The organism is Segatella copri (genome assembly GCF_009494835.1).
In the GTDB taxonomy this organism is placed as follows: domain Bacteria; phylum Bacteroidota; class Bacteroidia; order Bacteroidales; family Bacteroidaceae; genus Prevotella; species Prevotella copri_F.
In genome coordinates this window covers 60,278-81,296 of sequence record NZ_VZBE01000043.1, presented here as the reverse complement: position 1 = coordinate 81,296, position 21,019 = coordinate 60,278, and the positions used below count along the sequence as shown (strand labels likewise).

15 protein-coding genes are annotated in these 21,019 nt (G+C 45.2%); 10 read left to right on the top strand and 5 right to left on the bottom strand.

The annotated features are described in order from the left end of the window. Positions 1-1,328: 1,328 nt before the first annotated feature. The 3 genes from F7D47_RS06710 (at position 1,329) to F7D47_RS06700 (ending at position 4,649) form a co-directional block, all read left to right on the top strand. The gene (locus tag F7D47_RS06710) at positions 1,329-1,796 is read left to right on the top strand and encodes an Lrp/AsnC family transcriptional regulator (RefSeq protein ID WP_006848151.1); all 468 of its coding nucleotides are present in this window, start codon (positions 1,329-1,331) and stop codon (positions 1,794-1,796) included. A 68-nt stretch (positions 1,797-1,864) separates the two neighbouring features. Beyond that, positions 1,865-3,613, top strand: coding sequence for a membrane dipeptidase (locus F7D47_RS06705; protein ID WP_153085099.1), 1,749 nt, complete (start codon positions 1,865-1,867; stop codon positions 3,611-3,613). A gap of 4 nt (positions 3,614-3,617) precedes the next feature. After that, complete coding sequence (locus F7D47_RS06700; RefSeq protein ID WP_022120172.1) at positions 3,618-4,649, top strand: M28 family peptidase; 1,032 nt, start codon at positions 3,618-3,620, stop codon at positions 4,647-4,649. Between the two features lie 286 nt (positions 4,650-4,935). Here the strand turns inward: F7D47_RS06700 and F7D47_RS06695 are convergent, their stop codons facing one another. Then, on the bottom strand, positions 4,936-5,574 hold the full coding sequence (locus tag F7D47_RS06695; RefSeq protein WP_006848148.1) for a DUF4294 domain-containing protein: 639 nt from the start codon (positions 5,572-5,574) through the stop codon (positions 4,936-4,938). 192 nt (positions 5,575-5,766) lie between these two features. On the opposite strand from F7D47_RS06695, the gene F7D47_RS06690 reads away from it, so the two are divergent. Then, positions 5,767-7,884 carry a helix-hairpin-helix domain-containing protein gene (locus F7D47_RS06690; protein WP_153085098.1) on the top strand — a complete coding sequence of 706 codons (2,118 nt, stop codon included), beginning with the start codon at positions 5,767-5,769 and terminating at the stop codon, positions 7,882-7,884. A gap of 115 nt (positions 7,885-7,999) precedes the next feature. After that, positions 8,000-8,929 carry a glycosyltransferase family 2 protein gene (locus F7D47_RS06685; protein WP_153085097.1) on the top strand — a complete coding sequence of 310 codons (930 nt, stop codon included), beginning with the start codon at positions 8,000-8,002 and terminating at the stop codon, positions 8,927-8,929. Positions 8,930-9,029: 100 nt separating this feature from the next. Here F7D47_RS06685 and F7D47_RS06680 read toward each other — a convergent pair whose 3' ends face one another. Next, positions 9,030-10,736: an ArnT family glycosyltransferase gene (locus F7D47_RS06680; RefSeq protein WP_153085096.1), complete on the bottom strand. Its 1,707-nt coding sequence runs from the start codon at positions 10,734-10,736 to the stop codon at positions 9,030-9,032. 141 nt (positions 10,737-10,877) lie between these two features. Between F7D47_RS06680 and F7D47_RS06675 the strand changes: the two genes are divergently transcribed. Then, a complete protein-coding gene (locus tag F7D47_RS06675) occupies positions 10,878-12,818 on the top strand; it encodes an LTA synthase family protein (protein WP_153085095.1) in 1,941 nt (646 codons plus the stop codon). Positions 12,819-12,889: 71 nt separating this feature from the next. Here the strand turns inward: F7D47_RS06675 and F7D47_RS06670 are convergent, their stop codons facing one another. Continuing rightward, positions 12,890-14,188, bottom strand: coding sequence for a DUF3987 domain-containing protein (locus F7D47_RS06670; RefSeq protein ID WP_153085094.1), 1,299 nt, complete (start codon positions 14,186-14,188; stop codon positions 12,890-12,892). A 588-nt stretch (positions 14,189-14,776) separates the two neighbouring features. On the opposite strand from F7D47_RS06670, the gene F7D47_RS06665 reads away from it, so the two are divergent. Continuing rightward, positions 14,777-15,931, top strand: a complete 1,155-nt coding sequence (locus tag F7D47_RS06665) for an AAA family ATPase (RefSeq protein WP_153085093.1) — start codon at positions 14,777-14,779, stop codon at positions 15,929-15,931. A 78-nt stretch (positions 15,932-16,009) separates the two neighbouring features. On the opposite strand, the gene F7D47_RS06660 is transcribed toward F7D47_RS06665, so the two are convergent. Together F7D47_RS06660 and F7D47_RS06655 are read right to left on the bottom strand one after the other, a co-directional pair. Then, on the bottom strand, positions 16,010-16,219 hold the full coding sequence (locus F7D47_RS06660; protein WP_147330147.1) for a hypothetical protein: 210 nt from the start codon (positions 16,217-16,219) through the stop codon (positions 16,010-16,012). A gap of 61 nt (positions 16,220-16,280) precedes the next feature. Continuing rightward, positions 16,281-17,267: a glycosyl transferase family 90 gene (locus F7D47_RS06655; protein WP_153085092.1), complete on the bottom strand. Its 987-nt coding sequence runs from the start codon at positions 17,265-17,267 to the stop codon at positions 16,281-16,283. A gap of 217 nt (positions 17,268-17,484) precedes the next feature. Between F7D47_RS06655 and F7D47_RS06650 the strand changes: the two genes are divergently transcribed. Genes F7D47_RS06650 through F7D47_RS06640 form a run of 3 tightly spaced genes read left to right on the top strand, consistent with a single transcriptional unit; the run spans position 17,485 to position 21,013 of the window. Next, positions 17,485-19,458 (top strand): ATP-binding protein, encoded by a 1,974-nt coding sequence (locus tag F7D47_RS06650; RefSeq protein ID WP_153085091.1) that lies wholly within the window; start codon positions 17,485-17,487, stop codon positions 19,456-19,458. Continuing rightward, positions 19,455-20,228, top strand: a complete 774-nt coding sequence (locus F7D47_RS06645; RefSeq protein ID WP_117693243.1) for a lipopolysaccharide kinase InaA family protein — start codon at positions 19,455-19,457, stop codon at positions 20,226-20,228. The genes F7D47_RS06650 and F7D47_RS06645 overlap by 4 nt, the downstream gene beginning before the upstream one ends. After that, the gene (locus F7D47_RS06640; RefSeq protein ID WP_117693245.1) at positions 20,225-21,013 is read left to right on the top strand and encodes a glycosyltransferase family 2 protein; all 789 of its coding nucleotides are present in this window, start codon (positions 20,225-20,227) and stop codon (positions 21,011-21,013) included. Before F7D47_RS06645 ends, F7D47_RS06640 begins: the two co-directional genes overlap by 4 nt. The last annotated feature ends 6 nt before the right edge of the window (positions 21,014-21,019 follow it).

Sequence of the window (21,019 nt, the reverse complement as noted above, 5' to 3'; positions counted from 1 at the left end):
ATATAAGTTACATGAAAAGTTTTTGACTATAAACGAAAAAGCGCAGGAGTCTGATCTTGTCACTCGTCCTACGTCTTGAGGCTTCTCGCATTGCCCATCCAGTCAAGAACGAGCAACGAACAGAAACCCACGCCGATAGTTGATATAATTATCCCAATATACCAAACTTGTACACCTTATATTATATAAGATGCACAGAATGATATTAGGGGTATTATAAAAACATCCCATGAGCATCTATCGTTGCCTTGTTACGTGACTGAATCATTTTGAAACTTTGCGAGAATTTCAAGACGTCAAGTTACAAAGCGCATGATAAACGCTTCCCATAAATAGTGGCTCTCATTACCTCTGATTTGGCACCCTTGCCTATGCAGTCCCACCTACAATAATGTAATGCGAGAGCATCTAATCGGCGTAGGTATTGCAGTACAAGAAACATTTTTAGTAATGAGTCTCCACTCATAATGTTATATGCAACTGCAAATTTTATGAAAACCGCTTCAAAATTAAATCTAATTTATGAAACCACCAAATAAATTAAGATATTTTTGCTAAAATATAGGTTAAAAAGATGATTTTTGGAAAATATTTCTATTATTTTTCTGATAATATGGTTTTATTCAGTACATTATTTCCATTATTCATATTTTCAAAATTTACACACAAATCAGATTCCGTTGAAAATACAGAAATACATGCTAATGCCATTGCGGGAAGGCTGTTGGAGGTCGTCAAGCGATACCACAACTTTTTCATAGTTATCAGCAATACACTCTAACGGAGCATATTCTTGCTCTATTGTCTGCTCACCAACAAGCATATAGGTGGCTTGTACATAGATGGTTCAATCATTCTTGATGGCGACAAAATCCACCTCTTTTTCCTTTATGTTACTTACATATACATCATAATCCATGACGTAACAGGTCTATAAATATGAGATTCTTCAAAAGATACCCGACTCCAGCGTAGAGATAATTTTTAAAAGACAAATCGTTCATATAGTATTTACAACTTCCCTTAATTGAATATTTTTAGAGTCTTTGCCTCTTGTTTAATCAATGCATCTGAAGAGAAAAGGGCAATCTATTGAAATTTAAAGTGAGAGTCCACCAAGGGATCTCTTGAAAATCATGCTTCTTTTGTTTTTAATTTCTATGCCATAAAAGCGATTTTTTCTGTTAAAATTCGTATAAAAAACAACAAAATGCACGGATATTGCAAAATATTCGTGCATTTTGTTTGCAGTTTCAATAGATTTTATTAATTTTGCTATCTGGTATAGAAAAGTACCTTATAAATAGAATAATATAAAACAAAACGAAATGGAGAAAATAGACAATCTAGACAGAAAGATTCTCGGCATCCTTTCCAAGAATGCCCGTATTCCTTTCAAAGACGTAGCCGCAGAATGTGGCGTGTCTCGTGCTGCCATCCATCAGCGTGTTCAGCACTTGATGGAGGATGGTTTCATCACCGGTAGCGGTTTTGATGTAAACCCTAAAAGCCTGGGTTATTCTACCTGCACTTATGTAGGCTTGAACTTGGAGCGCGGTAATATGTATAAAAAGGTGGTAGAGCGCTTGCAGAACATTCCTGAAATCGTAGAGTGCCACTTTACAACCGGTTCATACACCATGCTGATCAAGCTTTATGCCCGCGACAACGAGCAACTCATGGATCTGCTCAACAATAAGCTTCAGGCTATCCCTGGTGTGGTTTCTACCGAAACGCTTATCTCTCTTGAGCAGAGCATCAAGCGTGAGATTCCTGTACTTCTGGATGAAGATTAATAAGTGTCTCCATACCTGAGTACGATTTTTAGAAGATCTTGAATCATTATTTTTTGAAAGATAAACAAATGGAAACATTTGACTTAGAGTCGCATCTCCAGGATGCATACTCTAGATTTCCCGAAGCGAAGCATCAGCCTGTAATTGGTCTTACTGCCAATTATGAAGGTATCGATGCTACGCTTCGCGACCGTTATTATAAGCAGGTAATAGCGGCTGGCGGTACGCCAGTCATTATTCCTCCTGTTGCCGATGCTCAGGTCATCGTCAATACCCTGGAGCATCTTGATGGATTGATTCTGACGGGTGGCGGCGACCATAATCCGCTGTGGATGGGCGAAGAGCCTTCTCCCCGTCTTCACAATATCAATCAGGAACGTGATGCTGCCGAACTGATGATTACCCGATTGGCTTTCAACCGCCAGATTCCTATGCTTGGCATCTGCCGGGGCATCCAGACCCTCGCTATTGCGCTGGGCGGAAAGGTGTGTCAGGATATCAAGCAACTGGTAAAGCACAGTCAGGATGCTGACCGTACTGAACCTACCCACATCGTAGAAATCAAGAAAGATTCCACCTTATATAATATATATAATAAGGAGAAGATCTTTGTCAACTCGTTCCATCATCAGGCGGTAAGCGAGCCTGGCAAGCATCTGCGCACCATCGCCAAATCTTCTGACCATATTATCGAGGCAGTAGAGAGTAGCGAGTATAAGCAGATTCTCGGTGTGCAATGGCATCCGGAATGGCTGGAAGAAGAAGGATTGAAGATTTTCCAATGGCTGGTTAATCAGGCTAACAACTTTTATGCAGCCAAGCAGTTGCATAAGCGCATCCTTACGCTCGATACCCATTGTGATACTCCGATGTTCTTCCCTCAGGGCATCAAGTTTGATCATCGCGATTCCCGCATCCTGGTTGATCTCCATAAGATGACCGATGGTCATCAGGATGCTACCACGATGGTAGCTTACCTGCCACAGCCTCAGATAGGTGAGAGCTTCAGCAGCAAGGTGGCTTTCGATGTAAAGGGACCTGCGCAGTATGCCGACCTCATCTTCGACAAGATAGAAGAGATTGTGAGCAAGAACAGGCAGTATCTCAGCATAGCCCGCACTCCTGCCGATCTTTATAGCGATAAGCGGAATGGCAGAAAGAGCATCATGCTCGGCATCGAGAACGGTCTCGCCCTGGAGCACGATATCAGTAACGTGAAGCATTTCGCCCAGCGCGGCATCGTTTATATCACGCTCTGCCATAATGGTGATAATGATATCTGCGATAGTGCCCGCGGCTGCAATACCCATAATGGTGTGAGCAGTTTTGGCGAGAAGGTGATTCATGAGATGAACCGCCTGGGCATCATGGTAGATTTGAGTCATGGTGGCGAGAAGAGTTTCTACGATGCACTTGATATCAGCCAGGCGCCTATTGTCTGCAGCCATAGCAGCAGCCGTGCGCTCTGCGATGTGCCTCGTAATCTGACCGATGACCAGATGCGTGCCCTCGCAGCAAAGGGTGGTGTAGCTCATACCACGCTCTATCACGGATTCCTGCGTAAAGAGGGTGAAGCCGACATCATGGACGCTATCGCCCATCTTGAGCATGCCATCGATGTGATGGGTATCGACCACGTAGGTCTGGGAACCGACTTTGATGGAGACGGCGGCATCAGAGGTCTCGCCGACTCTTCTGAACTCATCAATTTCACCCTCCAGCTGTTGCGCCGCAAATATAGCGAGCAGGATATTGTCAAGATTTGGGGAGGCAACTGGCTCAGAGTGATGACGCAGGTGCAGAACTTTAAACATTAATGTTATGACGAAGAAAATGAAGATAATTTTAGGCTTGGTAGTTGCTGCCGGAGTGGTAGCTGGAGCTATCAGCTATAAGAATGCGAACAGTTCGAGTTCGCCTGAGGTTCAGGAGGTAGAGGAAGCAGAGAAGCTGAATCCTGTAGGTCCTGCCTTTAATGCCGATTCGGCGTTGGCTTATTGTGCCGCACAATGCGATTTCGGTCCTCGCGTCATGAACAGCGAGGCGCACGACAAGTGTGGCGAATGGATTGTGAGCAAGTTCAAGCAGTTTGGTTGCGAGGTAGAGACCCAGAAGGCTGACCTGAAGGGTTATGATGGCACGATATTGAAGAATACCAATATCATTGCCCATTACAACCCGAAGGCTGAAACCCGTATCTTGCTTTGTGCTCATTGGGATAGCCGTCCTTGGGCCGACAACGACCCCGACAGTACCAACTGGCGCAAGCCTGTAATGGCAGCCAACGATGGAGCCAGCGGAGTAGCCGTCATGTTGGAGATAGCCCGCCAGCTGCAGGCAGACAAGAAGCTGAATCCTAACATCGGCGTAGATTTCGTATGTTTCGATACCGAAGATTGGGGAACACCTCAGTGGGCTGATGTTCAGGACGATGGCGATACTTGGGCATTGGGTGCCCAGTACTGGAGCGAGAACAAGCCTGAGGGATATAATCCTCGTTTCGGAATCCTCCTCGATATGGTGGGCGGACAGGGAGCCAAGTTCTACCGTGAAGGCATGTCTATGCAGTATGCCGGTGGCATCGTGAAGAAGGTTTGGGCTGCAGCCCGCCAGGCTGGTTTTGGCTCTTACTTCCCTAAGAGCGATGGCGGAATGATTACTGACGATCATATTCCGGTCAACGAGAAGGCTAAGATTCCTACCGTAGATGTAATTGCTTATTATCCAGACTGTCAGCAGAGCAGTTTCGGTCCTACCTGGCACACCGTGAGCGATGATATGGCTCATCTGGATAAGAATGTGCTTAAGGCGGTTGGCCAGACTATGATTCAGGTGCTTTATACTGAGGAATAGGTGGGCATCCCATTCGAATATAAAAGGAAATGTTCCTAGGAAAAGTTGTTGCTTTTCTTAGGAACATTTCTTTTTTCAGCCTGTTTAAATCTTCGTTCATAGACATTGAACCGCCGTTCAGTGTCTTTGAACCGACATTCAATGTCTTTGAACGGCGGTTCAATGTCTATGAACGGAGATTTCTTTTGCTTGTATCAACAAAAAAACTTAGGTATAAAAGCAATTCCTATTGACTGGAAATGCTTTTATACCTAAGTGTATGGGCTTTCTGAATAAGATGAGCTGGTTAAATCTGCCCCGATTCTACCTGTCTTACCACTCTTTCTGTTAATCTGTCAACGCCGTTCGGGTCGTACTTCTTGTTGAGGCTGGCACCGAAGAGGCTTGCAAATGCCTGATAGAATCCGGCACGGATAGGACCCAGAAAGGCTTGAATCAGGTGATAGGATGAGGAATTGCATTCGCGATATACCAGTTTGATGCAGAGTTTACCCTGTGCATAGGTGAGTTTCTTCATTCTCGGGGTATATTCCTGTTTGATACCTTTCTCCACCAGTTTCATGTGTGCGTCCTTTGCCTTCTTGTTAGGCAGCGTTTCCAGATAATCACCCGTTTCGATGATAATCTTTCTTACCTCCTTGGCTATCGGCAGCACCTTCTTGATGTTGTATACCAAACGGTTGTAAGCCATTCGCTCCTTGGCGTTCTTGAATACCGGCTGCGGATAAACGTACACGTTGTTCACCTGAACATATTGCACGCTGTCATGATCCAAGAGCACTTTTCCTACCTTCACCATCGGTTCAAAGGTAGGAGTATCCATGTCCACCTCCCTGTCTTCAGGGTTGTCGCCATCGGTCTGCGCCATGGTCTGCAGGGTGATGCAGAAGAGCATCGCCAGTAAAAAGCATATTTTCTGTTTCATGTAAATCTCCTCAAAGTTCTTTGTCCAGCTCCTTTTCTTCGTGGAGCTTCTTCTATATATAAAGAGGTGTAAGCCCCTTTGTGTTACTAATTACGCCGCAAAATTACAGATTATTTCTCAAATTGAGAAAGATTCTTGGCTTTTTCTTTCTCTTTTTCATATTTTAGCAGTAACTTTGTCTTAATTTAATAAATGAAGTGCCTACTGCAGATGAAGCATGCTCATTCCATAACATCCCTCTTGTTGAAACTGTTTCTCGTAGGCAGCTCCCAAATCTTCTGTGCCTTATGGGCTCAAGCCCAATCTTCCTCTCTTTCAGAACAGGGCGCCGTGCCTGAAGATTCTCTTTCCGCTTCGCCCCCTTGGCAGCAATTGCTGTCCGACCTTTCTTCATCCGAAGATTTCGAGAATGTAGCCTGGCAAGACTATGAAGAAGATTTGGAGGAGATGGCGCAGCATCCCGTCAATCTGAATACGGCAACGAGAGAAGAACTGGAGCGCATGCCGTTTCTTACTGCATCGCAGGTAGAAGACATCCTGTTCTATATCTACCGCTATGGACAGCTGAAGAGTATGAGCGAGCTTACCCTGATAAGCAGCATCGACTGGTATCAGCGCCAGCTGATGAGTTGTTTCTTCTATGTGGCCGATGACGGGAGCAAGCTGGCTTTCCCCAGTCTTAAAAACATCGCCCAGTATGGCAAGCACGAGGTGATGGGCATGCTGAAGGTTCCTTTTTATGAGCGCAAGGGCGATGCGAGCGGAACCGACGGCTATCTGGGTTATCCTTACAAGCACGGACTGCGCTACCAGTTTCGTTACGGCAATTCCGTCAAACTGGGATTCGTAGCTTCTCAGGATGCCGGCGAACCATTCTTCGGAGCCAGGAACACGATGGGTTACGACTTCTATTCCTTCTATCTTCAGGTAAAGAACCTGGGCAGATGGAAGAATATCACCCTGGGCAGATACAGACTGAATGCAGGATTAGGACTGATACTCAATAATGATTTCGGCTTCGGCAAACTCTCAGCCTTAACCTCCTTGGGCAGATCATCTTCCTGCATCATCCGCGGTCATTCTTCCCGTTCTTCAGCTAATTATCTGCAAGGCGCCGCAGCCACCTATACCTTATTAAAGGGCCTCGAACTGACCGGTTTTCTTTCTTATCGCCAGATAGATGCTACGCTTTCTGCTGACGGCGGGGGCATCAAGACCATCCTGAAGACCGGTTTGCATCGCACGGTAAATGAGATTGCTAAACAGAAGGTAGCATCCAATACACTTGTGGGAGGCAATATCAGTTACAAGCATCAGGGCTGGCACATCGGAGCTACCGCTTTTTATACCTCTTTCTCCCTGCCGCTCACGCCCAATAAAAGCCAGCTTTACAAGCGTTTTGCTCCTGAGGGAAATGCCTTCTGGAATGCCAGCATCAGCTATGGTTACATCTCCCATCGCCTCACCCTCTCCGGCGAAACGGCTACGGGCGATTGCGGTTCCATAGCCACGCTTAATGCTGCCTCCTATCTCTGTTCCGACCATTTCACGCTCATGGCTCTCCACAGGTTCTATTCTGCCCGATACTATTCTCTTTTCAGCAACAGCTTTTCCGAGGGGAGCGATGTGCAGGATGAAAACGGTGTATATCTGGGCTTTACCTGGATTCCTGCCCATCATTGGAGCATCACAGCCTATAGCGATTTCGCCTATTTTGCCTGGCCTAAGTATCAGACCAGGGAGAGCACACAGTGTTGGGATAATCTGGTGAATATTCTCTTCCAGCCCTCCAGAGTGCTGACGGTAGGAGGAAGGTTCCGTTATAAGGATAAGGCGGGAACCACAACCGGCCGTCTGCGCCTCTATGCCACAATAGTCCAAAAACGATGGAGCGCCAAAACCAGTTTCGACTATACGATGAGCCAGGCAGAAAGCGCGATGAAGAATGAGGGCGATGAGCTTAGTAAAGGCTATATGCTGAGCGAGCATATAGGATGGGAATGGAAATGGAAGAAGCAGTTGAAAGGAACGTTGAGAGGCTGCCTGGGCTATTTCCATACTTCCGATTTTGCCTCCCGTATCTACGCTTATGAGCCCGGTCTGCTCTATCAGATGAGTTTCGGCAGCTACTACGGCGAGGGCATCCGTTACGCCTTGGTGGCACGCTCAGAGATAGGTTCCCATCTGCTGCTTATCGCCAAATTGGGTACAACCGATTATTTCGACCGCTCTCACATCTCTTCTGGTTTGCAGGAAATCTCCCGCTCTTCGCAAACCGATCTGGAGATACAGGTAAAGTGGAAATGGTAAGAAAGAATGGAGAAAAACGGGAAATATATATCAAGAATAAAAAATATTAAACGTTTTTCTTGTTTAAATAGAAAAAATGAGTTACTTTTGCATCTGAATTAATACTGGCTTACAAATGAAGATATTGATAGTTATCCCTTGTTATAACGAGGAAGAAGTGCTGCCTAAGACCTTAGATGTGCTGGGGGCATTGATCAGAAAGATTAAGAAAGAGACTGATGCCGACACAGAACTGCTGCTTGTCGACGATGGCAGTCGTGACCATACTTGGCAGATGATTTCGGATGCTGCCAAGGAACATGGATATGTGCATGGCATCAAACTGTCGCATAACCGGGGCCATCAAAATGCGCTCTGGGCAGGTATGGAAGCTGCGGTAGACCATTGTGATGCGATGGTAAGTATCGATGCCGACCTGCAGGACGATGAGAATGTTATCGTGGATATGGTGCGCCAGGTGCAGGAAGGCAAGGATATCATCTATGGTGTGCGCAAGGAGCGCAAGACCGATACCTTCTTCAAGCGCTTTACCGCCCAGGCTTTTTATAAGCTGATGCAGAGTGTGGATAAGGAGACGGTTTACAATCATGCCGATTTCCGCATGATGACCAACCGCACCCTAAAGGCGCTGATGCAGTATTCAGAGCGCAATCTCTTCCTTAGAGCCATCGTACGCCAGTTGGGTTTCCGGGAGGGATTCGTCTATTACGACCGCAAGGCTCGTGAGGCGGGTGAGAGTAAGTATCCGTTTACCAAGATGCTGAGTTTCAGTATCGATGGCATCACTTCGTTCTCCGTAGCCCCTCTTAGGTTTATCACCTTCCTGGGTTTGGCGATGACTTTGGTGGCAGTCATCATGATTATCTTTGCCTTGGTAGAATATTTCCAGGGCAAGACCATTCAGGGCTGGACCTCCATGCTTGTTTCCATGTGGTTTATCGGAGGCATCATCACCACGGGCGTAGGCATCACGGGTGTCTATATCGGCAAGATTTATACCGAGGTGAAGCGTCGCCCACGATACTTCATCGAAGAAAGAGTATAATCTTATCGAAGAAAGAAAATAAGGAGAATATCAATTTGATAGATACAAAAATAGCATCGGTACTTATAATCCCGATGCTATTTTTGTATCTAATCACTACTCATTTGTTAAGTGCAATATTGGCACTAGTCTTCACGAATCGGTAGAAACCTACCTTGTTGTGCCATTCTACCGTCTTTCTTACTTCCCAAACCTTCTGGAAGGTGTAGTCCTTGCCGAATTTCTCAAGGAAATCAGGCATGTCTTCTTCCGGAATCATCAGTACGCCATCCTGTGGCAATACCTTGTCAAACTGCTGGATCTTATCGCCCAGATAGAAGTTGAGGCTGAAGAAATGCAGCATATCTACCGACATATAAGAATAGAGTTTGCTGGTATCAAACTTCTTCTCGATAACCGGCGCCAGGTGCTTATCGGCCTTCGTGTTGAGTACGGCAGGCTGCAGGGTGGAGTCGAGTGTGATGAAAATTGCGCTAATCATCACCAATGTATATTTCATCATTTGGCTTGTCTCTTTTTTCTTGAGTGCCTTGAATATATGATAAGCCCCTATTATAAGAAACATATAGCATACGTAGAATAGGATACCATGAGTAGATTCCCCTATTGCATGGAGCATGGCGATGTTGTCGGCAGCATGCTTGCCATGGAAAATGGTATCTGGTATGCCGCCTGCTCGTATAACAAGCGTAGCAATCACAAGGATAACTGCCAGCGAGGCAATCACCCCTGCATATACCTTGATGGCTCCCATCTTCTCCTTCATCATCCAAACGATGTATTCGGCGATGAGATAGGCCATGAACGGATAGCATGGCAGCAGATAAACGCTGCGCTTGCTCTTTGGGATGCAGTAGAAGAAGAGTACCAGGAGGAAAGCGAGCCAGGTGAACACCTGCAGCGGAGTAGCCTTCTTCGCATTCTCCAGGAATCGGGTCTTCGAGAACTTCTTCCATGGCAGAATGAAGAGCGAGAACAGTAATAATAAGGTGTAAGGCAACCAGCCCGTGATGAGCGTGAGAAGGTTGTACCACGCTGGGTTCTCGTGCGATTCGTATGCCATCTTGCCCATGAATCGGTCGATATTCTCTTCCTTCACCAGTCGCAGGAACTCGTCGCCGCCTTGCAGATAGGCTGCATAATACCAGCAGAAAGGAATAACGAGCGAGAGCAGGGCGGTTAGAGCCATGCGCCATACGATGCCCCAGAAGTTCTCACGTTGGGTAAGCATGAATACGCCCATCACAAAGCAAGGCAGGATGATTCCCACAGGACCTTTGGTAAGCGTAGCGCCACTCATGCAGAGGATAGCGAGCCAAGGCAACTGGTGCTTTCCTTTCTCCCACCAGCGGTAGAGCAGATACATGGCTCCCACCATGAAGGCGGTATTCACCATATCTACACGGCAGTTCATACCCGCACGGTGTACCTCGAAGGCGGTGAGCGTAAGGATGGCTGCGATGAGGCTGGTCTGGGCGTTCTTGCGCTTGGCATAGAACACGAAACCGCCAATGGTCATCAATACCAGCGATACGGCAGATGGCAGGCGGGAGGTGTACTCATTCACATGGCCGATGAAGAGGCTGAAGAAGGCGATGCACCAGTGGAAGAATGGCGGTTTGTAAGGGATATCACCTCCGTTGTTGATAGGCAGAATCCAGTTGCCATGTTCCAGCATGGTGTAGGCAACCACCGCTTCGCGCGGTTCTCCCTTGGTATTGAAATCTGTGAGTCCGAGGAATGGAATCATCATCACGATAGCCAGGATGATGATGAGCCATAGGGCTTTGTTGTACTTGATGTTCATGTCTTATCGAAGTCTTATTATGTATTTTTGGCTGCAAAGTTACATATAATTATTTGTTTATAGACAGAATAAGGCTAGAAATTTTGCTTTTATTGGGATATAATTATTAACTTTGCACCCGATTTCTAAAGTAGAATAAAAATGAAACGATATTTTAAGGCTTTTGGGTATCTCCTTTCGGTGCATGTATTGGCATTGCTGGTGATGACTCTGTTCAGATTGGTAGAATTTATCGCCCTGCATGGCATGATTGTAGATGCAGAGGCGAGTAGGGTAATGGCGTTTGTCAAGGGTGTATGGTTTGATAATGTCATAGCTTGTTATATTTCGGTATTGCCTGTGGCTGTGCTCCTGATAGCAGCCAGTCTGGGGTGGTGTCATCGCCGTTTGCTGCGTGGCATCAACATCTGGTATGCGGCATGGTTTGCCATCGCCTTCATGCCTTCGGCAGCCAATACTCCTTATTTCCAGTATTTCTTCAAGAACATCAATTCCAGCATATTCGGGTGGTTCGGCTATGTAGCCACCACATCGGGCATGCTCTTGCAGGAGTCTTCCTACTGGCTCTATATCGCCCTCTATTTCGTGTTTACGGGGGCGTTTATCTATGCGCTCGTCCGTCTGCGCCGCTACTTCGAGGGGCTCTTCCTTCTGCCTAAGGACAATATGCACCTAGTGCAGGTAGTCAGCCGTTTCCTTATTTCTGCTGTGATGATAGGTGCCTGTCTCTTCGGCATCCGTGGCAGAATGGGCTATAACCCTATCAAGGTGAGCCAGGCTTACTATTGCGAGGATTCTTTCCTCAACCAGCTCGGCATCAATCCGGCATTCAATCTCCTTACTTCTGCGCTCGACGATATGCGCAAGGAGAACAAGGAACTGCATCTCATGCCATACGCTGAGGCTATCACGAATACCCGCCAGTGGCTGGGTATTATGGGAAAGGTGGATAGCACGAATATTCTGAAACGTGAGGTGGTGAACGATTCCCTGATGATGAAGAAGAATCATCCTAACGTGGTGGTGATATTGATGGAGTCTATGTCGGCAAACCTGTTGGGTACTTTCGGCAATCAGCAGCCGCTCACCCCAACGCTCGATTCGCTCTATCATCATTCCCTGGCGTTCACCCACTTTTATAGTGCCGGCATCCATACCAACCATGGCATGACGGCTACGCTCTACAGTTTCCCTGCTCTCATGTTCCGAAACCTGATGAAGGGAACGGTAACTCCACGCCGCAAGGGTATCGCCACGGTGTTGAAGAAGTATGGCTACGAGAACATGTTCTTCATGACTCACGAGGCACAGTATGACAACATGAAGGCCTTCTTCCAGACCAATGGCTACGATGACATCTTCTCTCAGGAGAACTATCCTAAGAGCGAGGTGGTGAACAGCTTTGGTGTGAGCGACCATTTCGAGATGGGCTATGCCCTCAACACCATCAACCAGAAGGCGAAGACGGGCAAGCCTTTCATGGCTACCATCCTCACCGTGAGCAATCATCCGCCATATATCATTCCTGATTTCTTCAAGCCGAAGACCAAGGAGAAGGAAACACAGATTGTGGAGTATGCCGACTGGGCGATAGGCGACTTTCTGAAGAAGGCAAGCCGGGAGTCTTGGTATAAGAACACGATATTCGTGATTCAGGCAGACCATGGTAAGCTGGTGGGGAAGAGCGAGGGCGAGTTGCCTCAGTCTTACAACCATATTCCGCTCATCATCTTTGGTCCTGGTGTTCCGCAGCAGCAGTATGCGGGCTTGGGCATGCAGGTGGATGTGATGCCTACGCTTTTCGGTCTGATGAATCTGAATTATGAGTACGAGGGCTTCGGAGTGGATTTGCTGAAGCAGCAGCGCCCGATGGTATTCTATTCGGCAGACAACCAGATTGTGGCAAGAGACCATCAGCGTTGCTTCGTCTATAATCCGTCGATGAACCGCAGTTTCTGCTATGATGTGTTGCCGAATGGCAATCTGAAGGAAACCAAGCAGGAGTCTAAGTTCCAGGATTTGAAGAACTATGTCTTCTCGAATATCCAGGCAGCTGAATATATCGAGCGACATCAGCAATAAACAACAGAAATCCCCCACCACGCTTTGGCTGCGTGATGGGGGATTAACAGTTTCAGGAGATTCAAGATGCTTTATGCCGAGAGGGTAAGCTTCTGCCAGATCTCGGTGTCGCCACCTTTCAGCTTCTTGCAGAGACCACGCTTGGTCCAACGGCTTATCATCTTACGGATGGCTTCACGACTGGCTCCGTCGCCACGCTCACGGCTGGCATCGAAGAGGGTGAATTGCTCAGGGAGCTGGGCAAAGAGCAGGGTGTTTCGAGACTTATAGACTGGGATAGCCTCGTTGTCCTGCTGCTGCTTGTCGAGACGCAAGCCAAACATCTCCATCTGCATGGCGAGCACGTAGTCGGCCACAGCCTTGGCAAAACGGATGCAGGCATCTGTTTCCTCTCCGGTCTGTTCCAGAATGTGGAAGATGACGCCACAACGGAAGCCGATGACGGCGGAACGGCGACGATACACATCCATCACACGGTCGGCATTCGCCAGGGCAAGCTGTCTCTTTGCTTCGAGCCACTGGCAGAACTCCTCGCACATACGGGGCAGCTCCATTACGCCGTGACTACGTTCAAGGAGAGTTACTGCCTTGAGGATGTTTGCCTGTTCTTCCTCGGTATAGCCGTGGTGCTGGCTGAGGGGTGCGAAGGAGGTATCGGGCATCTTGGCGAGCATCATTCTTGAAGAAAATCCGTCCTCGATGTTATCATCGGTGAAGAACTTCTGGAAGATGTTCTGGGTGCAGCAGCCGGAGAAGTTGAGCTGGGCGTGGGTTACGCCGCTGGTGGCTGTGATGTAGTCTTGACCCACCTCGCTCTGGTCGAACGCCTTACGGAAGTAGTCGCCGAACACCTTCCATACGCTCTTCATCGAACCGAGCTCCTCGCTGAACATATACATGGTATGGCCGTCGGCACAGAGCTGACGGCGCATCAAAGCCGACTTCGAGATAGTATCGCCAATGTGACGGATGCAAGGCTTCGGGTCTACTACGCCCTTCTTGCCCTTGTGCTGCTGGTACCAGGCTTCATCCTCACGAGGTTTCTCATCGTCCTTATCCATCTTCTTCGCCCAGATGTTCTCGATGCGGCGGCATACGCCCTTACCTGATGCCTGCTCGCCGATGATGATAGACATGAGTGCCATCGGAGTCTCGCTGCCATCGCAATACTTCGCCTTCAGACGGTCAGCATAGGTTGCGGCTATAGGGAGGGCTGAGAAGAGGGCAGGCACGCGTGCCTCTGCGGCTACGCCAGAGAGCGAGTCGCGGAGTCCGAGTGGAAGCTGGTCTACAGGGAATTCGTAAAGAGGCTGTGTACTTGCCTTGGCGGCTAAAAGGTTCTCTATGTTTCTTAAATTTTCATTCTCCATAATTATTTAATGTTTAAAAGTTAGCTTGTCGGAATATCCGATAAACGGGGGCAAAAATACGACTATCTTCTGTAACCGCCAAATTTGAGCGTGTGATAAGGTCCGAAATTCAGCAGCCATTTGGAGCAAATTGTGTTAAAAAATCTAAGTCATAGTTTTGTGGGGCGGAAAACATAGGTTCTTATGTGTTAAATCATAGTTTCTCGGGTGCCAGGTTATAGCTTCTCGGATAACAGGTTTTCGTCTCAATCCGTAACCCCCTTTTTCTTCTTCTTCCTTTCTCATAAAAAAATAACACGGACAAATTGAATTTGTCCGGACAAATTGTCCGGCTGCTCATAACTTACTGATTTTCTTTTGATTACAAAGCTGTCGGACAACCATCCGGACAAATTCAATTTGTCCGTGTTTTAAAAATCACCCCCGTTTATTTCTTTTGTGTATTATCTGTAATCCATTGATTATTAGTTAATTCGTAATAAAAATGATGGTTTTAAACAACTTTGTTTAAAACAACCTTGTTTAATTTGTTTTTTTTTGCTATCTTTGCAGAAGAAAAGCTGTATAGTATAAAATAAGGTAGTGATTATGAGAAAAAGTAAAGAAGCTCCGTTTGTGTTCGGTGTTCGTGTGGAGGGGGATTCCTTCACCGACCGAAGAGAGGAAACAGAACGCCTGAAGGCGAACTTTACGTATGGAGTGAATACGATATTGATTTCACCTCGTCGTATGGGTAAGACTTCATTGGTGGATAAGGTGTGTGCGCTTGTGGAGAGCGAAGACATCAGGATAGCTCGTATAGATGCCTTTGGCTGTCGTTCGGAAAATGATTTTATCAATGCTTTTGCTACGGCTGTGGTTCGGGCTACTTCTTCAAAATGGGAAGAATGGATGGAGAATGCCAAGGTATTCTTAAGCCGTTTCGTTCCAAAAATCAGTATCGGTCAAGATCCTTTGACAGATTTCTCTTTGGCTTTGGAGTATAATGCTGGTAACAATACGACAGAAGAAGTTTTGAGACTTCCGGAAATGATAGCTCGGTCAAAAGGTTGTCATATCGTAGTCTGCATCGATGAATTTCAGCAGATAGGCGATTTTCCTGATTCCTTGACCTTCCAGAAGAAACTCCGTAGCGTATGGCAATTGCAGAGCCATGTTTCTTACTGCCTTTATGGAAGCAAAAAGCACATGATGGAACAGATGTTCCAGAATGCCAGTTACCCATTCTATCGCTTTGGTGATTTCTTCTATCTGAACAAGATTAGCGAGAAAGACTGGGTGGAGTATATCTGTCAGCGATTCGAATCTACCGGCAAGCATATCTCAGAAGAGTTGGCTCGAGAAATCTGTCAGGTAACAGACCGATATTCTTCTTATGTACAGCAGTTGGCATGGTTTGTGTGGTTGCGAGTGCAAGATGATTCTGTAGCAACAGAAGAGGACTTGAAATATGGAATAGACCGGTTGTTGGATGCCTGCGAGCCCTTGTTTATCCAGCAAACCGAAGACCTTTCTGCCTATCAGATGAATTTCCTGCATGCCATCACCAATGGAGTACATACCGGTTTCACCCAGACGGCGATATTGGAAACCTATCGCCTGGGTACTGCTGCCAATGTAACCCGCCTCAAGAAGTCCTTGATGGTGAAAGATCTGATTACAATACCTGCTCCTAAGCATCTGGAAATGAGTGACCCCATCTTGGCGTTGTGGCTCAAGAGAAGAGTGTGGAAGGAAGCATAAAAGGATAAAGCCTCTTCTGTATTCCGGGTATATGAAAACCTGGAATGCGGAAGGGGCTTTTCGGGGATTTACCTTTTCTTATTTAAAGAACCTGTTAAGCTGTTTGATGGCTTTGTCAAACTGCTTAGCTGGCAGACGGTAGTTCTTTACAGGATTCATGTGGGCATCATAAACATCCAGGGCACCATCGGCAGTCTTCTCCAGAATGGTGTCGTTGTTGATGATGAAGGCATAGTTCAGATTGCTGCCTACTACATGCCACAGTCTAGGCGTCTTATCTGTCATCATTCTGCCCATCGAATAATCGGTAGGATTGTTCTTTCATAATTGAAAGAATCCTTTCTAGACATTAATCCTTAGATTTTAACAGAGAAAAATACTTATCCAGAACCATCAGCGAGATGATATCCTCACGCTGCTTATCCTTGAATTGCTCTACATATTCGTGAGCGTGGTTGATGATAGCTTGCGCTTCATCTGGATGAGCAGTATAGTAGTCCATCTTTTCCTCAAGATCAGAGAAATCAGGCTTTACTTCTATATAATGATAGTCTGGCTTCAGAGTACCTTCCATAAACCAAGTTTCGTAATATGGCTTAGGCATCACGGCGATGGAATTGGAAGACATAATCCATTTCAGATTGCTTGCTACGTCATTTCCCTCCAGAGCCATCACGTATTTGTACTTCAGATGGTCGTAGATGGAAATCTTGTCGCTCTTCCATTCTGGCTTAATCAAATCTATGGTTCCGATATCGAAGCGAGAATTTCCGAAAAACTTCTCTACGAATTGCACACGGATGTCCTTACAGGCTATTTTTCCTCTAAAGATAGCTTGATTTTTCTTTTCTGCAAACGAAAGCTTATCCTTCACGAAGATGAAATGGCGTACCTTGTCCATCTTGAGCAATACGGAGTTCTGGTTTTCTCCATGAATTGGGCGGCTTTTTACAATGGTAGGAATATCTTCCACATACGTGATGTCACCAGGCAGGAGATTCCATTTGTTGTTGCCGTTAAAACAGCGGGCATACTCCAGGGTATCCAGATAATATACCTTCTGGCGGGTCATCGGCTGTTCTGCAACTTTTACAGCTTTCTTTTCCCACAAATCTTTGTTGAGATGAAGATAGTTTTCTGTAAGCTTGTTGTAGTAGTTTACTCGGCTTAGAATATAGTCATAATCTTTGCGTTTCTTGGCTTTGGCTAGTAAACGCTGTCCCCTCCATATCAGGATGCAGGCAGGAGTATAAAGACGGGCGTATTCCTTGATGTAATACCAGGGTTTGCTGTTTTTTCCGCTATGGAATTTATATTTCAGTTTTTGAATATTCATTGGATTTCTTATTTTTTATGAAAACTATAATGATGTTTTTGGCTACAAAATTATGAAATATACTTTAAACTTGCAAGAAAATAGATAAAAAAAAGCAAGTATCAATAAAGGAAGAAAGATAATTTCCCTAAAATTTTGCTTTTCTGATAGTTTTTCGTATCTTTGCAACCTATGAGATATCTGGATGGTATCTAGTTTAAGAATATAAAAGAATAGTATGTTAGAAGTACGTGATAGATTAAACTTCGAGGATTATCTGGATTCACTCTTGAATAGTATAGAGAGTGATGACTTGGAGTTTAAAAGTGCTGCCGGTGGATTTCCTGGCAGCTTTTGGGATACCTATTCAGCCTTCGCCAATAGCGAAGGAGGAGTTATCGTGCTTGGAGTAATAGAAAAAAAAGGTAAGTTCTATATAGATAATCTATCTGATGAACAGATTGAGAAATATACAAAGGACTTTTGGAATAATGTGAATAATCGAGCTACGGTTAGTTGTAACCTGTTAAAAACAGAAGATGTCGTGGTAGAAGATTACAAAGGTCATAAACTTATGTTATTCTTTATTCCTCGTGCATCCAGAGAACAGCGTCCTGTTTATAGAACGTCTCAACCCTATAATGGTACTTTTAAGCGAAATTACGAAGGGGACTATAAGTGTACGGAAAAAGAAGTGCAGCGAATGTTTGCCGATGCCGATGTTTCACGTCCTGCTGACAGTCGCATTCTGAAAAATTACTCTATGGATGACTTTGATACGGAATCCATAGCACAGTATCGCCAACTTTTTAAATTGGCAAAGCCAAGTCATCCTTGGTTGCAGCTCTCCGATTTTGAATTTCTTAAAAAGATAGGAGCTTATCGTATAGAACGTAGTACGAAGGAAGAGGGCTTTACGCTTGCAGGCGTGCTAATGTTTGGTAAGGAAGATGCAATTACAGATACTGAGTGCTGCCCTAATTTTTTTCCTGATTATCGGGAAAAACTTTTGGATGATCCTGAGATAAGATGGACAAATAGAATTTGCCCAGATGGAACTTGGGAAGCAAACTTGTTTCAGTTTTATCTGCGTGTCCTCCCTCGTTTGTGTGCAGTTTTGCCTAAGCCTTTCATTTTGAAGGACAATATTCGCCGAGATGAAACCCCAGCTCATATAGCTGTACGTGAGGCATTGGTAAATCTTTGTATCCATACCGATTATTCGGCAGATGCAACAATGGTGGTGCGTTTGTTTCCGAATAAAATGGTGTTTTCTAATCCTGGCACCTTGTTGGTTTCCAAGACACAGTATTACGAGGAGAGTACAAGCGTTTGTCGCAATACGACTCTGCAAAAGATGTTTATGCAGATAGGTTCGGCAGAAAAAGCGGGAAGTGGTGTCGATAAGATTCTGGCAGGTTGGCGATTTGCGAATTGGCGGGCACCGATGTTGAGATTGTTAACTCAGCCTGATATTGTAGAGCTGACAATGATGATGGAGTCATTGATGGATGATGCTACGAAGGAAAGGCTTACTCAGATATTTGGTCCTAAAATCACGACAATTGGGCAAAAACGTTTGTTGGCACTTAATGCGGCTTGCATTGATGGCTATGTTACTAATGAGAGCCTTAGAGTTGTGCTGGATATTCATAAAGCAGAGATTGCTGATTTGCTGAAAGATATGTGTCAAGATGGATTGTTGGTGCAAGATGGGTATGGTAGAGGAACGAAATATTATCTTCCAAACGATGGCTCTAATATAACAAGTAATATTGCAAGCTCAGACTCTAATATAACATGCTCTGGCTCAAATATACCAAGTAATATTGCAAGTTCAGGCTCTAAGGTTGCAAGTTTAAGCCCAAATATACCAAGTTCAGATTCAAATATACCAAGTAATATTGCAGGTTCAGGCTCTAAGGTTGCAAACTTAAGTTCAAATATACCAAGTCCGAATATCAGCATTTCAAACATGGAATCTTTGAGGAAGAAAAAGAAATTATCTTTTGAAGAATTGAAGAAGCTTATATGTTTGGTTTGTTCGGATTGGCAGTCATTAGATGAATTGGCACTGCAAGTTAATAGAAATAAGACTTATTTAAAGATTTATGTCATTCCACGGATGTTAGCCGACAAGAGTTTGGAAATGATGTTCCCTGGAGTTCCAAAGCATCCTAGGCAAAAATATAAAAGTACTGTAAAGAAATGAAGATAAAGATAAACCCAAAATACGAAGAGATGAGAAGTTTCATCGAACGCATCCCGGATGTGTTCGAGCAGGAGGGACGTTGCATCTTTGAAGGACGAAATGTTATCAAGGCTTTTCATGTAAAGTTTGATGGAAAAGAGAAAGAAGTTGTGGTGAAGAGATACAAACAGCCTAATTTCATTCAGAAGATAGGATATAGCTTCTTCCGCTCTACCAAGGCTTTCCGTGCCTATGAGAATGCCCTTAGGCTGATGGCAGATGGCTTTGCCACTCCCGAAGGCTTTGGATATATTGAAACGAGGGTAAAGGGACTTATTGACTATTGCTACTTTATCTCTGATATTGATAACAGTATGCCTATCAACGATCAGTTGAACTCCCCAGAGGAATTCAACAGGGTGATGGCGGCAGATTATGCGCACTTTGTGAATCGATTGCACCAGAAAGGCATCATCGATATTGACTTGAATGCCGGCAATGTGCTGTATCAGCTTCAGGCTGATGGTCATTATACGTTCTCGCTTATCGATATCAATCGTATGAGGTTTTACTCAGGCTATCCGCCGATGAAGGAATGTGTGGAAAACCTGACGAGGTTTACCGGAAGAATGGATGTCTTCGAGTGTGTGGCACGAGAGTATGTGAAACTGCGGGGAATGGATGAGAAAATATTACAAAAAATAATAGGAGCAAAGAAGATACACGATTGGCGATGGGTACATCGCAAAAGTATCTTGCATTATTTTAAACGTAAAAAGTTAGGTTTATGAAAACAACATTATTGATTACGACTTACAATTGGCCTAAAGCCTTAGAACTCGTGTTGTATAGCGTGTTGCATCAGCATGTTATGCCTGATGAAGTTGTTATTGCTGACGATGGTTCTACCGAAGAGACTAAAAAACTGATAGACCGTTATGCTGAAAAAATGCCAGTACCGGTAATTTGGGTTTGGCAGGAAGATAAGGGATTCAGAAGAACTTCCATTTTGAATAAGGCAATAGCAAAGGCTACGGGTGATTATATCATCCAAGTTGATGGAGATGTTGTTTTGAGTTCTCATTTTGTAGAAGACCATATAGAAATGGCTCAGAAAGGATGTTTCGTCTGTGGAAGTAGAGTGCTGCTGTCTGCCCAGATTTCCAAAAAAATTTTGGATACAAAGGTAGTCAATGTGAATCTTTGGAACATGCCTTTCAGTTATGTAAGCAATAGCTTCCGTTCTCATGTGTTCCGCAGATTGCTGGCTTTTCGCTATGCCCGTAGAATCGACCATCTCAGAGGTTGCAACATGGCTTATTGGAGAGAGGATGCCATCAAGGTAAATGGTTACAATGAGGATTTGCTGGAATGGGGACATGAGGATGCCGAGTTTGCCTATCGTCTGCATTTTGCTGGCGTTCGGAAGAAGGCTCTGAAGATGGGAGGAATCATGTACCATCTTTATCACAAGGAGGCGTCTAAAGCCCAAGAGAACATGCATAAAGATGTTTTGAACCAGGTGAAGAAGGAGCGTTTGGTTCGTTGCACAAATGGTATCGATCAATATTTATAGAGCATA

Excerpts from the sequence above, each read along its gene's own strand:
- F7D47_RS06700 (WP_022120172.1), top strand. The coding sequence starts at position 3,618 with ATGACGAAGAAAATGAAGATAATTTTAGGCTTGGTAGTTGCTGCCGGA.
- F7D47_RS06695 (WP_006848148.1), bottom strand. The coding sequence starts at position 5,574 with ATGAAACAGAAAATATGCTTTTTACTGGCGATGCTCTTCTGCATCACC.
- F7D47_RS06685 (WP_153085097.1), top strand. The coding sequence starts at position 8,000 with ATGAAGATATTGATAGTTATCCCTTGTTATAACGAGGAAGAAGTGCTG.
- F7D47_RS06650 (WP_153085091.1), top strand. The coding sequence starts at position 17,485 with ATGTTAGAAGTACGTGATAGATTAAACTTCGAGGATTATCTGGATTCA.
- F7D47_RS06660 (WP_147330147.1), bottom strand. The coding sequence starts at position 16,219 with ATGATGACAGATAAGACGCCTAGACTGTGGCATGTAGTAGGCAGCAAT.
- F7D47_RS06670 (WP_153085094.1), bottom strand. The coding sequence starts at position 14,188 with ATGGAGAATGAAAATTTAAGAAACATAGAGAACCTTTTAGCCGCCAAG.
- F7D47_RS06690 (WP_153085098.1), top strand. The coding sequence starts at position 5,767 with ATGAAGTGCCTACTGCAGATGAAGCATGCTCATTCCATAACATCCCTC.
- F7D47_RS06675 (WP_153085095.1), top strand. The coding sequence starts at position 10,878 with ATGAAACGATATTTTAAGGCTTTTGGGTATCTCCTTTCGGTGCATGTA.
- F7D47_RS06665 (WP_153085093.1), top strand. The coding sequence starts at position 14,777 with ATGAGAAAAAGTAAAGAAGCTCCGTTTGTGTTCGGTGTTCGTGTGGAG.
- F7D47_RS06640 (WP_117693245.1), top strand. The coding sequence starts at position 20,225 with ATGAAAACAACATTATTGATTACGACTTACAATTGGCCTAAAGCCTTA.
- F7D47_RS06710 (WP_006848151.1), top strand. The coding sequence starts at position 1,329 with ATGGAGAAAATAGACAATCTAGACAGAAAGATTCTCGGCATCCTTTCC.
- F7D47_RS06705 (WP_153085099.1), top strand. The coding sequence starts at position 1,865 with ATGGAAACATTTGACTTAGAGTCGCATCTCCAGGATGCATACTCTAGA.
- F7D47_RS06645 (WP_117693243.1), top strand. The coding sequence starts at position 19,455 with ATGAAGATAAAGATAAACCCAAAATACGAAGAGATGAGAAGTTTCATC.
- F7D47_RS06680 (WP_153085096.1), bottom strand. The coding sequence starts at position 10,736 with ATGAACATCAAGTACAACAAAGCCCTATGGCTCATCATCATCCTGGCT.
- F7D47_RS06655 (WP_153085092.1), bottom strand. The coding sequence starts at position 17,267 with ATGAATATTCAAAAACTGAAATATAAATTCCATAGCGGAAAAAACAGC.